Origin of the sequence: Methylobacterium sp. J-026 (assembly GCF_022829585.1) — a bacterium.
Classification (GTDB): domain Bacteria; phylum Pseudomonadota; class Alphaproteobacteria; order Rhizobiales; family Beijerinckiaceae; genus Methylobacterium.
Genome location: NZ_JAKSYC010000251.1, coordinates 1 through 13,251 on the forward strand (window position 1 = coordinate 1; position 13,251 = coordinate 13,251).

At 66.5% G+C, this 13,251-nt stretch carries 16 protein-coding genes and 2 pseudogenes; 8 read left to right on the plus strand and 10 right to left on the minus strand.

Annotated elements, in window-relative coordinates; translation table 11 throughout:
* From MKK69_RS21630 to MKK69_RS21645, 4 genes are all read right to left on the minus strand, one after another.
* Positions 1-2,065 (minus strand): carbohydrate-binding domain-containing protein (locus MKK69_RS21630; RefSeq protein ID WP_243971302.1); only part of this gene is annotated, 2,065 nt, incomplete at its 3' end.
* Between the two features lie 1,033 nt (positions 2,066-3,098).
* Positions 3,099-3,395, minus strand: coding sequence for a hypothetical protein (locus MKK69_RS21635; protein ID WP_243971304.1), 297 nt, complete (start codon positions 3,393-3,395; stop codon positions 3,099-3,101).
* Between the two features lie 385 nt (positions 3,396-3,780).
* The gene (locus tag MKK69_RS21640) at positions 3,781-4,158 is read right to left on the minus strand and encodes a hypothetical protein (RefSeq protein WP_243971306.1); all 378 of its coding nucleotides are present in this window, start codon (positions 4,156-4,158) and stop codon (positions 3,781-3,783) included.
* A 214-nt stretch (positions 4,159-4,372) separates the two neighbouring features.
* Positions 4,373-4,783, minus strand: a complete 411-nt coding sequence (locus MKK69_RS21645; RefSeq protein ID WP_243971308.1) for a DUF1236 domain-containing protein — start codon at positions 4,781-4,783, stop codon at positions 4,373-4,375.
* A 42-nt stretch (positions 4,784-4,825) separates the two neighbouring features.
* Between MKK69_RS21645 and MKK69_RS21650 the strand changes: the two genes are divergently transcribed.
* On the plus strand, positions 4,826-5,074 hold the full coding sequence (locus tag MKK69_RS21650; protein ID WP_243971309.1) for a hypothetical protein: 249 nt from the start codon (positions 4,826-4,828) through the stop codon (positions 5,072-5,074).
* A gap of 172 nt (positions 5,075-5,246) precedes the next feature.
* On the opposite strand, the gene MKK69_RS21655 is transcribed toward MKK69_RS21650, so the two are convergent.
* A complete protein-coding gene (locus tag MKK69_RS21655) occupies positions 5,247-5,387 on the minus strand; it encodes a hypothetical protein (protein ID WP_243971311.1) in 141 nt (46 codons plus the stop codon).
* The gene (locus MKK69_RS21660) at positions 5,387-5,638 is read right to left on the minus strand and encodes a hypothetical protein (RefSeq protein ID WP_313900877.1); all 252 of its coding nucleotides are present in this window, start codon (positions 5,636-5,638) and stop codon (positions 5,387-5,389) included. Before MKK69_RS21660 ends, MKK69_RS21655 begins: the two co-directional genes overlap by 1 nt.
* 281 nt (positions 5,639-5,919) lie before the next feature.
* On the opposite strand from MKK69_RS21660, the gene MKK69_RS21665 reads away from it, so the two are divergent.
* From MKK69_RS21665 to MKK69_RS21680, 4 genes are read left to right on the plus strand one after another with little or no spacing between them, the layout of a single operon-like run.
* Positions 5,920-6,396, plus strand: coding sequence for a MarR family winged helix-turn-helix transcriptional regulator (locus MKK69_RS21665; RefSeq protein ID WP_243971314.1), 477 nt, complete (start codon positions 5,920-5,922; stop codon positions 6,394-6,396).
* Positions 6,393-8,435 carry an FUSC family protein gene (locus MKK69_RS21670; protein ID WP_243971316.1) on the plus strand — a complete coding sequence of 681 codons (2,043 nt, stop codon included), beginning with the start codon at positions 6,393-6,395 and terminating at the stop codon, positions 8,433-8,435. The genes MKK69_RS21665 and MKK69_RS21670 overlap by 4 nt, the downstream gene beginning before the upstream one ends.
* A complete protein-coding gene (locus tag MKK69_RS21675; protein ID WP_243971318.1) occupies positions 8,432-8,641 on the plus strand; it encodes a DUF1656 domain-containing protein in 210 nt (69 codons plus the stop codon). Before MKK69_RS21670 ends, MKK69_RS21675 begins: the two co-directional genes overlap by 4 nt.
* A 60-nt stretch (positions 8,642-8,701) precedes the next feature.
* On the plus strand, positions 8,702-9,646 hold the full coding sequence (locus MKK69_RS21680) for an HlyD family secretion protein (protein ID WP_243971320.1): 945 nt from the start codon (positions 8,702-8,704) through the stop codon (positions 9,644-9,646).
* A gap of 501 nt (positions 9,647-10,147) precedes the next feature.
* Here MKK69_RS21680 and MKK69_RS21685 read toward each other — a convergent pair.
* The 3 genes from MKK69_RS21685 to MKK69_RS21695 all read right to left on the minus strand — a co-directional run bounded on the left by MKK69_RS21685 (position 10,148) and on the right by MKK69_RS21695 (position 11,278).
* Positions 10,148-10,414, minus strand: a complete 267-nt coding sequence (locus tag MKK69_RS21685; RefSeq protein ID WP_243971322.1) for a transcriptional regulator — start codon at positions 10,412-10,414, stop codon at positions 10,148-10,150.
* Between the two features lie 46 nt (positions 10,415-10,460).
* Positions 10,461-10,691, minus strand: a complete 231-nt coding sequence (locus MKK69_RS21690) for a hypothetical protein (protein ID WP_243971324.1) — start codon at positions 10,689-10,691, stop codon at positions 10,461-10,463.
* A gap of 428 nt (positions 10,692-11,119) precedes the next feature.
* Positions 11,120-11,278 (minus strand): hypothetical protein, encoded by a 159-nt coding sequence (locus MKK69_RS21695; protein WP_243971326.1) that lies wholly within the window; start codon positions 11,276-11,278, stop codon positions 11,120-11,122.
* 109 nt (positions 11,279-11,387) lie between these two features.
* Between MKK69_RS21695 and MKK69_RS21700 the strand changes: the two are divergent.
* From MKK69_RS21700 to MKK69_RS21710, 3 genes and pseudogenes are all read left to right on the plus strand, one after another.
* A pseudogene (locus MKK69_RS21700) lies at positions 11,388-12,137 on the plus strand (HNH endonuclease signature motif containing protein); the annotation flags it as partial.
* 35 nt (positions 12,138-12,172) lie between these two features.
* Complete coding sequence (locus MKK69_RS21705; protein WP_243971330.1) at positions 12,173-12,478, plus strand: hypothetical protein; 306 nt, start codon at positions 12,173-12,175, stop codon at positions 12,476-12,478.
* A 27-nt stretch (positions 12,479-12,505) separates the two neighbouring features.
* Complete coding sequence (locus MKK69_RS21710) at positions 12,506-12,988, plus strand: hypothetical protein (protein ID WP_243971332.1); 483 nt, start codon at positions 12,506-12,508, stop codon at positions 12,986-12,988.
* A 134-nt stretch (positions 12,989-13,122) separates the two neighbouring features.
* Here MKK69_RS21710 and MKK69_RS21715 read toward each other — a convergent pair.
* A pseudogene (locus MKK69_RS21715) lies at positions 13,123-13,251 on the minus strand (IS5/IS1182 family transposase); the annotation flags it as partial.

The following is a 13,251-nucleotide window of genomic DNA, read 5'->3' on the forward strand; positions in this document are numbered from 1 at the left end:
TGAGCAGGCTCAGGCTGCTGTTGGCGATGGCGGTGCCGTCGTGGCTGGCCCCGTCGACGTACAGGTTGCGGTCGCTGCCGGGGCCGTAATAGGCGTCGTTGAGGAAGGCGACGCTGACGGTGTGCGGCCCGGCGCCGAAGTTGCCCTGTACGGTCACGGTATCGTCCAGCGCGCTCGAACCGGCGACGTGGGCGGCGTGCGCGGTCAGGGTGCCGCCGACCTGCTGGCCGTCCACCGAGATCGTGTACTGCGCGTCGCCCTTGTAGGCGTCCTCGCTGATCTTCAGCACCAGCTGATCCGGGCCCGTGCCCACCGTGGTCGCCACCCCGCCGCCGGTGCCGGTGCTCGGCGCACTGGTGGTCGGCGCACTGGTGGTCGGCGTGCTCGTGCTCGTGCTCAGCGCGCTCGTATCCGCACCGGTGCCCGGGACGGTGAACTGCTGGGGTCCGGCGCTGAGCAGGCTCAGGCTGCTGTTGGCGATGGCGGTGCCGTCGTGGCTGGCCCCGTCGACGTACAGGTTGCGGTCGCTGCCGGGGCCGTAATAGGCGTCGTTGAGGAAGGCGACGCTGACGGTGTGCGGCCCGGCGCCGAAGCTGCCCTGCACGGTCACGGTGTCGTCCAGCGCGCTCGAACCGGCGACGTGGGCGGCGTGCGCGGTCAGGGTGCCGCCGACCTGCTGGCCATCCACCGAGATCGTGTACTGCGCGTCGCCCTTGTAGGCGTCCTCGCTGATCTTCAGCACCAGCTGATCCGGGCCCGTACCCACCGTGGTCGCCACCCCGGCGCCGCCGGTGCTCGGCGCGCTCGTGCTCGGCGCGCTGGTGGTCGGCGTACTGCTGATCGGGGCGCTGGTGCTCGGCGTGCTGGAAGCGGCCTGTCCCGATACCTGGATGATGAACGGATGATCCGCGAGGGCGAGGGCGACACTCGAGACGTTGTTCAGGGTCTGCACCGGCGTCGAGCCCGCCAGCGGATCGAAGATCTGGACCGATGAGAAGACGTGACCCAACTGCACGGTGACCGCGCTCGACGGGACGGAGATGGGTTGATGTGTCTGCTCGTTCCAGACGTCAGGCTCGTTCCAGAGCACGATCTGATAGGAGCTATCGGATTTTTGCGTCAGGAGACTGTAAGCCGAACTCGGCATTCCGCTCAGCGAGTAGTCGAGTCCCCCTGCACTGAATCCTGCAGCGTTCGAGCCGGGATCGCTCAGAATCGTCGTCAGGTTATGAAGAGCCGTAGCCGCCTGCTTCGGTGTGTTGTCCAGATTAAAGAGACCGAAGTGGTCCTGGATGTCCGAATTTGTCGGATCTGAATAAGCATCGAGCAGCTGGTATATGTAAGTCGAGGCCGATCCGGACTGCACGGCATCCAAGACGGTGTTGAGGATCAGCTTTGCCTGCGTGTTCTCATCGACGCCTTCCCAGCCGATGGCGCTGCCGGCCGCGATCGATGTGTGATAACCGATCTCCGTGATCGCCACAGGTTTACCAGGGTCGATCGCCGAGATAGCCGCCTCGGCACCCGTGATATCGCCACGAGGCTGGCCACCACTCATGTTATAGAGATGCACGTTGTCCGAGTCTGACGCCGTTTTAGGCGCCGGAAAATCGGTAAAACTGAGTACCGGTATGTCTTTGAGGACCGGATCAGCGTTCACGGCCGCATAGAGATCCTGCTGATAGGCTTGAGCGGCCGCGATCCCGGTGAGACCATGATACGTGACCGGGAAGTTGTTCACCTCATTGGGCCCCTCGATTCCAGTCACCGAGCCCGGATGAGCGACCACGAAGGCATGGATCTGCGCAACCGCATCCACGGGATTGGTCGCACCGTTCACGATGAAGTCGAACTTCATCCCGGCCTGTGCAGCCGCGGCAAGATTGGCCTGGCCGGCCAAGCTCGGATCCGGCGCGGCATCACGCAGATTCGTCAAGCCGATATACTGAAGATCGCTCAAGTCCTTGGCGATATTCGCGTATTGACCATCAGTATAGTCGATATGCGTATTGACGCCGATACCATCTAAAACATCAGCAACGCGCAGCGCAGATTGAATGCTCATCGGTCTCTTCCAGATCCAACGATCGATTCACACCGATCCGGCGCGGGATGATGCAGATCAGTCCCCGACGGCACAGCTTCTCAAGCTCTTGCCTCGACTTGCCGTCGCTCTCTACATTCTCGATACGAGGAAGTACGATGACTCTGAACTCTGTACCCGAAGCGCTTTTTCGATCGAGTGCTGGGGCACCATCGCGTGTGTCCCCTTTGGCCGATCCTGCGATCGGATCGGCGATATCCGGTCGCGGCAAAGGGCTTAAGTAGTTACACCAAACTGATCGCCTCGGCCACCATGCTCATCCGTCAGCGCGCAAACCGAGCCCACGGATGCAGCTTACCATTTTGGATACATTGAGTTTTCGTCGATGCGCCGCGCGCCGCGCAGCGCTCGAGCGATATCGACCCCGCAAGACGTAGACCAATTGTATCAGCGTTCTGAATCCGAGATGTTGTCCGGTCCATCCCGGATGCCAGTCCATGAGTTCGAGCCCGACCCCGTCGAAGCCATTGCGCTTCGGGGCTCAGCCGGGCTCGATCGATATCCGGATGGACTGGATGGTCGCGCCAGTCTGCTCCGGGTTCGGGCACTCCGAGCTTCGTGGCGAAATGGTTAATGATGTCTTAACGTGACCGCGGTAGAGACCAGTTCGGCCACGGGGTTGCGGCCGATCTGACGGGATTCGGTGTCACTGCCAGCGGCAGGCGGCCGAGAATTCCGAGGCGGTCGCTAGGTCGCGATAGACGGAAATGCCGAGCTTGGCGGCGGTTTTCATCGGATCGCGTTCAACGTCGCGCGTGGCCGGTCGCAGCGTTACCGGAGCTGGGGCGACGAGAGGGGTCGGAAGGCGGCGGATCGAGGCGCGTGTCGAGCCGTCTATGAGCTTTCACCGCGACCGATACGCCTTTGACGTCACCGACCGACGGCCTCACCTGAGACCGCGCCATGATGCCGGCGGGCCGCGTTGCGTATCGGCCCGACCGCTGGCGAGCTCGGAGGGTGCCCCCCCGTGATCGGATCGGGGCGGGTCCGAGCGTCAGGCAAGCGCCTGCGGGTGCGGCGACGGCGTTCCGGTGTACGTCTCGGGCCTTAGCGGGCAGCCGGCATGCGCTCGGCGATGTTGCAGGTTCAGACTGCCCTTGCCGATGTAGGTCCCGGCGATGACGACTTGCCCATGGCAGGCAGGGCAGCGCTTCTGCGCCATCGTGTAGAGACCGCGCGCTTGCGTGAGCGTGGTGGGATGCCACGCCCCATCCACCTTCACTTCGCATGTTCGCTGGCTGGCCGTCAGCATGTCCGTTCCGCGCGGCGTCGCGACATCGATGCGCGACATGAGGATCAGGCTTGAGCCGATAGGGTTAACAGCCCGTTGCTCTGGCCGCACAGCCAATGTGGCGGCGGGACATCGTCAGCGCGGCTGCCACGCGAGGAGATCCTTGAACGGGCCGTCGATCGTCTCCGCCAGCGCGTGGTCCCAACCGTCGCCGACGCTGCCGACGGATGGCTCGACGCCCGTCTCGGCCAGCCGGCCATCGAGACCACGACACGACCAACACCACCGACCTCGCGGCTTTCTGCCCGCGATGGCCTATGATCCGCGACCGGCCGGAGTCTCAGAGCCGGCGCCGACGCGCGCTGTTCCGGCGGAAGGAACCCAGCGACCTGTTCGGCGGGCCCTACGCCTGAGAGCGCAGCTCCATAGCGGGCCCACCCGACCGTCAGCTCGCATCACCGATATCCAAGTCGCGGATCAGGTCCCCGATCGGATCACCGTCAGCAGCCTTCTGAGCGACCGGCGGCACCAGCGCGCCCGACAGTCTCGGCAACGTCCGCGCTCCGGGTGGCGGCGCGACCGTAGGATGGCGCGCCAACAGCGCTTCGCTGTCTGCCATCAGCGCGGCGGGCTCGCTGCCGAGCAATCTCTGCGGCGCGTCGGTCCAGATGGTCGCTGTGGATGGCGCCGCCATGGCCACAGTGACGATCCGCGCGCTGCGATCCGACCGTTCATAATTGCCCGGATGCAGGACGTGGGCAGCGACGAGCAACCCGAGTGCAGCAATCGCCGTGGTCGCGACGGTGGATCGATAGTGTTCCATCTCGGCAGAACAAACGGTCAAGCTCCCCGTTCCGATCGATCCGCCGCGATAGCTAACCGTGACTTTACAGCCGCCGCCGCCGAGCGGCTCGATTTACCGGATTGCCCCGAGGCCGATCGGATCGCCGGGGACGAGCCCAGGCCTGACGCGATCACGCGGCACCGGGTCTGGTGGCGGTTGGGGGCCGACGGCTCAGGCGTGCCGGGATCGGTTCCTACTCGATCACCTCCACGATCCGCCGGCTCACCGGCTCGACGAGGACCGGGTGGCCGTTGACGATCGTATAGCTGTACTCCGGAAGCGCGAACTCGCGTGGCACGTCGTAATAGACCACCCCGTCCTCGGGCAACACCGTCCCGACCCGCACGGGGCCCGCGAGCGCGATGGACGGGCGGTTTTCGCCGAGCGCGTAGATGCGGAAGCGCTCCCGACGGTCGACGCCGAGGATCCCGTTGGCCGTACCCACGGCCGCCCCGATCGCGCCACCGACGACGGCGCCAAGCGGACCAGCCATCTCCTCGCCGCGCTCGGCCCCGTCACGGGCGCCGCGCTGCAGCCCCTGCGCATGAACGGCCGCCGTGAGGCCGAGCACCGCCAAGACCGGTAGAAGGGTCGTGAACCTCATGGTGTATACTCTGCCTATGTGATGAGAGGCGCGAGCGCCGTGATGACCGAACCTGGACGCGAGATCTACGTCAGCCCGAATGGCGACCGCTGGCGCCTGCTGTGCGATCCAGCGACTGGGTACAGCTTCGTCCGGCACAGGGGCAACGCCGCCTCGGGCGGCCACGTCACCGAGATTGGCCTGTCCGCCTTCCTCGCCGCCGATCGTGGCGGTCCGGAGCACCGGGCGCTCTGGCTGCTGATCGCGTCCTTGAGCGATGACGGATCCGCACCCGTGACGCCAGCCGCGTAGACCGGACCGACACGCCCTCGAGCAGCTCGGCCTGATCCACGAGCAAGGCCTCCGCGATCCCTGCGAGCGCGGCATGCGCGATCGCGGTGATGCCATCCTGGGCGGCCACATCCACCGCCACGGGGACCACGCGCTCACGCCGCTCCGTGGCGGGGCGGGGACGCGACGGCCGTCAGGCCGTCGGCGCGATCCAGCCGAGAACCGTCGCGCAACGCTCGGCCTGGTCGCGGGTCAGCCCCGACGCGACGGCGGTTCCGTTGCGGTAGACTACGAAGGTGCCGTCGTCGGTCACGCGGATCTTGATCGAGGCCATCACAAACCTCCGGCCGCGAGGGCCCGGAGCTGCAGCAACCCCGCTGGGGTGATCTGCCAGGTCGCGAACGTGCCGCCGAGATGAGGGGCGGCCTGCTCACCGAGCCAGACGAGATCGCCCCGGCTCTCAAGACCACGGAGCCGGCTGTGATCACCCGGCCAAGCGCGGTCCAGCTGACGTTTGACGGAGACGCATCCGTCCGTGGATTGCGCGGCTTTGTTGAGCAGGCGGCGCGCGTGATCGACCAGCATTGGCTCTCCGGGGTGGGGCTGCTCCGTCCCGCGTCACATCCGTCGATTGTGGCGCGTATGGCCAAGCTCGAGCAACAGTGCGGCAACAATGTGGGTTTCTGCGGAGGACCCCGAGGGCCATGCCCTTCCGGAGCCCGGCCGAGCGGCGGGGCTCGCATCGGGGCAGCCATCCGTCGGTATACGCAACGCTGGTTGCAGACTAAACGTTAGGACGCTATCTATGAGTCCGCTATGATTCGGATCGCCTTCGTTTCGCGCATGGCTGAGAGAGGCCCGACCGCATGCCCCAAAGCCTGGACCGGCTGCGCCAAGCCTATACGCACACCCTGCTGCTGGCCGGACGGCAATGGCGGCGCGCGGCCAACGCCGTCGTCGAGGCGCACGGCGTCTCGGACGCGACCGCGCTCCCCCTGATCCTCATCGGCCGCCTCCACGGCGAGCCCCGCCAGACCGCGCTGGCGGAGGCGGTGGGCATCGAGGGCGCTTCATTGGTGCGGCTGCTGGATCAGCTCTGCGCGGCCGGGCTGGTCGTGCGAAAGGAGGACCCGACCGACCGGCGCGCCAAGGTCCTCAGCCTCACGCCGACCGGGAAGCGGACCGTGATCCAGATGGAGGCCGAACTCACGCGGCTGCGGGAGCGGGTCTTCGCCGACGTCGACACCGCCGACCTGGAAGCCGGCCTCAGGGTCTTCCAGGCCTTTCAGAAGCACGTTCTCGCGTTTCCGGACGGCGGGGCACGGGAGGAGGCAGCGGAATGACGCTCCCCGGCTGGCGCGACTGGGCCTTCTCGATCAAGACCTGCGCGGCGGCGGTGCTGGCGCTGTACCTCGCCATGTGGATCGACCTGCCGCGGCCCTACTGGGCCCTGGGCACCGTTTACATCACCAGCCAGATGCTGGCGGGAGCGACCCGAGCCAAGGCGCTCTACCGGGTGCTCGGCACCCTGTTGGGCGCCGTCGTGAGCATCATCCTGGTGCCCAACCTCGTCGATGCGCCGGAACTCCTGACGCTCGCCATCGCCCTCTGGGTGTCGGTGTGCCTGTACGTCTCGCTGCTCGACCGCACCCCGCGCAGCTATCTGATGATGCTCGCCGGCTACACGGCAGCCCTGATCGGTTTCCCGACCGTGGGCGAGCCCGGGACGATGTTCGACACCGCGGTGGCACGCGCAGAGGAGATCACGCTCGGCATCCTCTGCGCCAGCCTCGTCAACACGATCGTGCTGCCCCAGTCCGTGGCGCCCCTGATCACCGCGCGGCTGGAGTTCTGGCTGCGGGACGCGCGCGGCTGGGTCGCCGACGTGCTCGGCCAGGCACGCCCGACGACGGACACCCAGGCCAAGAGGCTGCAGCTGGCCTCCGACGCCATCGCGTTCGACGCCCTGGCGACGCCGCTGCGCTACGACATGACCGGCGCCGAGCGCTCGGTCGACGCCATGGCGACGCTGCGCCAGCACATGCTGATGTTTCTGCCGATCGTCTCCGCAATCGCCGACCGTATCGAGACCCTTGAACGGGAGCGGGCGGTCCCGGCCCGCGTCCGGGCGCTCCTCGCCGAGATGGCCGCATGGATCGCCTCCGGGACCACCGACCCCGCCGAGGCGGCGCGGCTGCGGATTGCGGCGGACGTGGTCGACCCGGCGTTGAACGGCCGGCTGTCCTGGACGGATCTGGTGCTCGCCAGCCTCGTGGCGCGCCTGCGCGACTTCATCGACCTGCGCCAGGACGCCCGGCTCCTGCAGCGGCACATCGTCGACGGCACGCCCGTCCGGGAGGCGCTCGCCTTCCGCTACACCGCCGCCGCGCGCACGATCCGCCACCGCGACCACGGCATGGCCATCCGATCCGCCGTCGGGGTGTTCGTGGTCGTCCTGCTCACCTCCGGCATCTGGATCGCGACCGGGTGGCCGGACGGGGCCGGCGCGCCGATGATGGCGGCGGTCGGCTGCTGCTTCTACGCGGCCCAGGACGATCCCGCCCCCTCCATCCTCGGCTTCGCCAACTCGGCCGTGCTCGGGGCCGTGGTCGCCGCCATCTACCTGTTCGGGGTGCTGCCGCAGGCCACGAATTTCGAGATGGTGGCGCTGGCGCTGGCGCCGGCCCTCATCCTGTGCGGGGTCTGCATGACCCAGCCGCGGACCGCGCCGATGGCGATGGGCGCGGCGGTCAACGGCTCGGCGGTGATCGCGCTCCAGAGCAGCTATACCGGCGACTTCGCCGCCTACGCCAACGCCGCGGTGGCGATCATCGTCGGGATGTGGGTCGCGACGCTGGTCACACGCCTCGTCCGCTCCGTCGGGGCCGGCTGGTCGGCGCGGCGCCTCCGGGCCGTCAATCGCCGCAGCCTCGCCCGGGCCGCCGAGCGCCACGGCGCGCAGAGCGGGCTCGAGCTCGCGGCGATCATGCTCGACCGGGTCGGGCTGCTCGCCCCCCGCCTCGCGGCGCTGCCGCCGGAGGATGCGGAGTGGACGGCCGATCTTCTCGCCGAGGTGCGCGTCGGCATCAACGTGGTCGAGCTGCGCCGCGACCGCCGGCAGCTCTCCACGGGGGCCAGGGCCGCGGTCGAGCGCCTCCTCGCCGCCATGGCCCGACACTACGACGGTCGCGCGGTCCGGCCGCCTGTGGAACTCCTGGCGGTCATCGATGCGGCGCTCGACAGCGCCGCGACCGACCCGCACCGGACGGCCCATCGCGCGGCGCTCATGGCCCTCGTCGGCATCCGCCGCGGGCTGTTCCCGGAGGCCCCCCCTTACCGATCGGGCCTCACAGCCCCTCTCGAGACGGCACTGGCGGCATGACCGGCGAACTCGACATCTACGGCGTCTTCGTCCCGAGCCTCGCGGCCTGGATGCTGCTCGCCTTCGTCATCAGCCTGGCCGTCCGCCGGGCCCTGGCCTGGACCGGGTTCTACCGCCTGGTCTGGCACCGGCCGCTGTTCGACCTCGCCCTCTACGTCGTGCTGCTGGGCTGCGTCGTCGCGGTCGGGCAGCCCCTGATCTCGTGACCGCGTGAGATCAACGTCCAACCATCCATCACGTCCTCTCCCGAACGCTCGGTTCCCCCCATGACACGGCTCCTCGCCCTCTCGCTCCGGCTCGCCGTCACCCTGGCGATGGTGGCCGCCGCCGCCGTCGTCGGCCTCGCCCTGTGGGACTACTACATGGAGGCGCCCTGGACCCGGGACGGCCGCGTGCGCGCGGACGTGGTCGAGGTCGCGCCAGACGTCTCCGGCCTCGTCACCCAGGTGCTGGTCGAGGACAACCAGGTGGTGAAGCGCGGCGACGTGCTGTTCAAGATCGACCCCGAGCGCTTCACCCTGGCCCTGCGGCAAGCCGACGCCATCGTCGAGGGGAAGAAGGCCACGGCCGAGCAGACCGCGGCTGACTATCAGCGCTACATCAAGCTGAGCGACGCCGCCGTCTCGCAACAGAAGGTCGAGCTGGCGCGGGCGACCGACCTCGCGGCGAAGGCGGCCTACGATCAGGCCGTGGCCGACCGCGACCTGGCCAAGCTCAACCTCGAACGCTCGGCGGTGAAAGCCTCGGTGAACGGGCGCATCACCAACATGGAGCTGCGCCCGGGCAATTACGTCAACACCGGCAGGGGCGTGATGGCGCTGGTCGACAGCGACACGCTGCGGGTCGAGGGGTACTTCGAGGAGACGAAGCTGCCGCGCATCCACGTCGGGGACCGGGCGAACATCCGCCTGATGGGCGAGGACCGGCTGATCACCGGCCGCGTCGAGAGCGTCGCCGGGGGCATCGAGGACCGGGAACGGTCCGCCGGAGCCAACCTGCTCGCAAATGTCAACCCGACCTTCGCGTGGGTGCGGCTCGCGCAGCGCATCCCCGTGCGGATCAAGCTCGATGCGGAGCCCGACATGAACCGGCTGGTCTCGGGCCGGACCGCGACGGTCTCGGTCGACGCGCCGGGCGCGACCGGCACGCTCGACCTGCTCGGAGGGTGGCGCCAGGCGATGGCCCGAGTCGACCCGCGGCGGAAGCCGTGATGCGCCGCGCCCCTCGTCCCCGAATAGACTCGCGCGTGGGTACCCTGCGTCGGATACCGGTTCGTCCGCACTCCGGGTACGGATGACTGCGGGGCGGATGTTTACCTGAAGGCTGCGGGTAACTGCGTCGAGGATCCGGCGGTCGTGCTCCTCCGCGCCGTTCAGCATGACTTGCGAGCGTGGAAGCACGTCCGCAGACGACGCGCGCGGTTCGGTCACCGCTACCGCGCGAGTCTGGCTTCGTTGCCAAAGCGGAACGCCTGATCCCGATCAGAGCAAAGCTCGGAGTGCTGGCTCGGTCTGGTTTCTGCCGGGGCCTGAGGCGGCGGCACCATCCTGTCCACGCCGGGGCCAAAAACTAGGGGGCGGCGAGGCCGGAGAGGCGGGCGCGACAGGCGCTGCAGGTCATTGATGCGTCCCGTGCGAAGCGGCTTGAGAGCGGCCCTCGACTTGGTCGAGAGCGGGATTTTTCCCTTGGGCTCCCTGCGCCCGTCCATCCCTTCAGTGATCGCGGTTTTCCCGAAGCCGCACCCCTGGTCCGCCGCCGTTCGCCGGGATGAACGCGACGCCGGCCGCTTCTAGCGCGGTGGTTACTGCTCGAACATTGTTTGCCATACCGGCCGCTGGGCCTGCGCTTGCTTCCATGCGCTTGAGCGTCGGCACTGAAATCGACGCTGATGCGGCGAGTTCAGCTTGACCCATGGCGAGAAGCGAGCGCGCGGCGGCGATTTGCCTGCCTGTCACCGCCGAATGATCTTTTTGGCTCATTTAGATCTAAAGGTGTTGACCGGATGCGTCGCGTGAGCTATAAGTATCAGATCAAACCGATCGGTTCAAAGCCGTGCCCCTCCAGCGCCGTATCTCTTGGAACGCGGCCCTCCGCGATATCCGCAGCGACCGAAACCGCCTCGCCCCCGGCGTCGTCTCGGCTCGCTCCCTGATCCAGGGCCTCGCCCGTATCCGGTGCACGCGCCTCGTCACCCTGACCGGCGCCTTCGACCGTGCGGCGATCATGGCGGCGGCCATTGAGGCCGCGAAGGCCCATCAGCTCCGCACCGGGGCCGCTTGGTCCGTCAGCATGTCGATCAGTCTCATGGCGGCGTGGCAGGCCGCCAAGGCTGCCAAGCTCTCAGCGGTGATGCGAGAGCATGCGCCTGGCGAGCGTGCTCGAGAAACTCCTCGCTACGTCAGCTTTCAGCTCCCGCAGAGGAAAGGCGAGGGGAGTGCCGCAAATTATGGTGCGCCGTCGTCATCGCGCGCTCTTGTGCGCTCCCTGCTCAGTCCTATAGCGCGAGGATTTCCAGGCGCGGCTGCCAGCATGGTGTCGGCGGCTCACTGAAGCGGCGGCGCACTTCAGCAGGGGCGTATCGTCCCAAGCACACCTCTCACCATTCAGGCTGAGCGAAGAGGCATACGATGCCACGGAAGAGCTCCCACAGGCGCGCGGCTGATCCCACATGCCCGACAGTGGCGTCATTGAGTCTCCAGGTGAAGCTCGTCGCTCGCGAGGACGACGCCGAACTCCGCGCGCTGATCGAGCGCTATGAGCAGCTTCTCTGTGACTGGGAGGATCTCTCTCACCGGGCGCTCAAGGCGCTTGCCAGACGGCCGTCTCGTGAAGGTGAGCGCCACGATGCCCTTCGTCGCTCTTGAGGATGTCGGCACGACGCCGCGCCGGCCCTTATCGGCCCGCCGGCGGCTCTAGGCCTGGGAGCGGACGAGCGGCACCTGTGTCGTCTGTGGCTGGCGTATCGACGGGGTGCGCGAGCGCTGGATCGTCGAGCACGTCCGGGCGCTCGAACTCGGCGGAGTCGATGACATCGACAATATGGGACCAGCGCATGAAGCGTGCGGTCGAGAGAAGACGCGGGACGACCACGCTCGGACTGCGCGGGCGAAGCGGCAGAAGCTTCGGCATCTCGGGGCTGCAAAAAGTACTCGTCCGGTGCCTGGCTCGCGCGCCGATGCGCTCAAACGCAAGGTTGACGGCACGGTCGTCCCGCGCGGGGGCCCTGCTCGTCCCAGCGCTGATGCTGAGCTGATAATAATGGAGGGCGTGACCATACCGTCGAAACCTACAGCATCGTCCGTGGATGCCACCTTCACGCCAACGGTTCGGCATTGCCCTCAGCCCAAGAATTCCGCTAGTGTGAACGAAGCAGGAACGAAGGAGCCGACGGTGGACCGAGATGGGGTATCGCCTGAAAAAAATGACGGCACTAACGCGACCGTTGCCGCGAAAGCCGAGCTTCGGCCGGCAGTTCCTGCGCATCTTGATTTTCTGTTTGACAACCCTCTTCTTTTGCCAGGCGAGAGCGAAGAGCAGTACGATGCTCTCCTGCGCAGCATCGTTCAGCAAGTGAAACCCGTTGATGTTATCGAAGCTCTTTGGGTTAAGGACATCGTTGATTTTATTTGGGAAGCTAAACGGCTGCGCCTCTGGCGCAGACAAGTTCTGATTTATGCCCAGCTAAAAGCCGCCAAGAATTGATTAAACCGGGGCTACGCAATGCGGAACCGTTGGGAATGTCAAGCTTTTTTGCACCCTCCGCCGATGCACTGGCAGCAGGCTGGATTACCGGAAGCACGATCGAGAAAGAAAAAGTCGATCAACTTTTGCAAGAGCGCGGTTTGACGGCGGCGGACGTTACAGCGCATGGTTTCCTGCTCAACCTACCGTCCATTGAGCGTATCGACCGAATGGCGGCATCGGCGGATCAGCGCAGGGATACGTTGCTCCGTGAGATCGAACGCAAGCGAGCGAGCTTTGCCCAACAGGTGCGCACCGCCACCGCAGATATCCTCGAAGTCGAGCATACCGAGACCCTGTGAACTGCGGCTCCTACGTGTGACGCCCCGATGACCTCTGAGCGCGCGACGCGCGCCAATCGCCGCAATGCTCAGGCGAGCACCGGCCCACGCACTTCCGCGGGCAAGGCCCGCTCGGGACAGAACGCCCGGAAGCACGGTCTGTCGGCGGTCGATCTCAATCCCGCAGCGGAGGCGGAAGTCGAGCGTCTCACTGTCCTCATCGCGGGCGAGCACGTCAGCGATGCCGTCATTCTGGATTCCGCTCGGTCGGTGGCGGAGGCGCAGGTTCAACTCCAGCGCGTTAGAGCATTCAAGATTTCGTTGTTGCGGAGCGAGGCGTCAGTCCGTGGGTGGGGCGCGGAGCCTAATAATCGATCTCCCATCGAGATCCCTTTGGAACTGCTCCTGCAGCTCGAAGGTCTGGAGCGGTATGAACGTCGAGCCTTGTCACGTCGGAAATTCGCAGCTCGCCACTTCTATGAACTCGTAAAGAAGGATCCCAGGCTTATGGCTGAACCCGGCGAAATATAAGCAGATCAGCACGCCGTCACACAAGCGTTGACTAAAGTCGACTTTGACCTTCAATGCGGCTTGGCAGAGGGCACAGGCGCAAGGCGCGTGTAGGCGGAAGCAAGGTTCTGTTCGGGGGCGTCAACTTAGAGCGCCTAACAGAACCGTCTGATCTGGTTGAGGGTGATGAGGCTGGCGGCGAGGCTCGTGAAGGCCTCGTAGATGTCTGCGCGTCGCTCATAGCGGATGGGCAATCGACGGAAACGGTTGAACCAGGCGTGGGT

Coding starts and splice junctions, on each gene's coding strand:
- MKK69_RS21650 (WP_243971309.1), top strand. CDS start 4,826: ATGACCGAACCTGGACGCGAGATCTACGTCAGCCCGAATGGCGACCGC.
- MKK69_RS21690 (WP_243971324.1), bottom strand. CDS start 10,691: ATGGGCCTTCGCGGCCTCAATGGCCGCCGCCATGATCGCCGCACGGTC.
- MKK69_RS21680 (WP_243971320.1), top strand. CDS start 8,702: ATGACACGGCTCCTCGCCCTCTCGCTCCGGCTCGCCGTCACCCTGGCG.
- MKK69_RS21640 (WP_243971306.1), bottom strand. CDS start 4,158: ATGGAACACTATCGATCCACCGTCGCGACCACGGCGATTGCTGCACTC.
- MKK69_RS21675 (WP_243971318.1), top strand. CDS start 8,432: ATGACCGGCGAACTCGACATCTACGGCGTCTTCGTCCCGAGCCTCGCG.
- MKK69_RS21705 (WP_243971330.1), top strand. CDS start 12,173: ATGTCAAGCTTTTTTGCACCCTCCGCCGATGCACTGGCAGCAGGCTGG.
- MKK69_RS21710 (WP_243971332.1), top strand. CDS start 12,506: ATGACCTCTGAGCGCGCGACGCGCGCCAATCGCCGCAATGCTCAGGCG.
- MKK69_RS21665 (WP_243971314.1), top strand. CDS start 5,920: ATGCCCCAAAGCCTGGACCGGCTGCGCCAAGCCTATACGCACACCCTG.
- MKK69_RS21645 (WP_243971308.1), bottom strand. CDS start 4,783: ATGAGGTTCACGACCCTTCTACCGGTCTTGGCGGTGCTCGGCCTCACG.
- MKK69_RS21685 (WP_243971322.1), bottom strand. CDS start 10,414: ATGAGCCAAAAAGATCATTCGGCGGTGACAGGCAGGCAAATCGCCGCC.
- MKK69_RS21635 (WP_243971304.1), bottom strand. CDS start 3,395: ATGTCGCGCATCGATGTCGCGACGCCGCGCGGAACGGACATGCTGACG.
- MKK69_RS21670 (WP_243971316.1), top strand. CDS start 6,393: ATGACGCTCCCCGGCTGGCGCGACTGGGCCTTCTCGATCAAGACCTGC.
- MKK69_RS21660 (WP_313900877.1), bottom strand. CDS start 5,638: ATGCTGGTCGATCACGCGCGCCGCCTGCTCAACAAAGCCGCGCAATCC.
- MKK69_RS21655 (WP_243971311.1), bottom strand. CDS start 5,387: ATGGCCTCGATCAAGATCCGCGTGACCGACGACGGCACCTTCGTAGTC.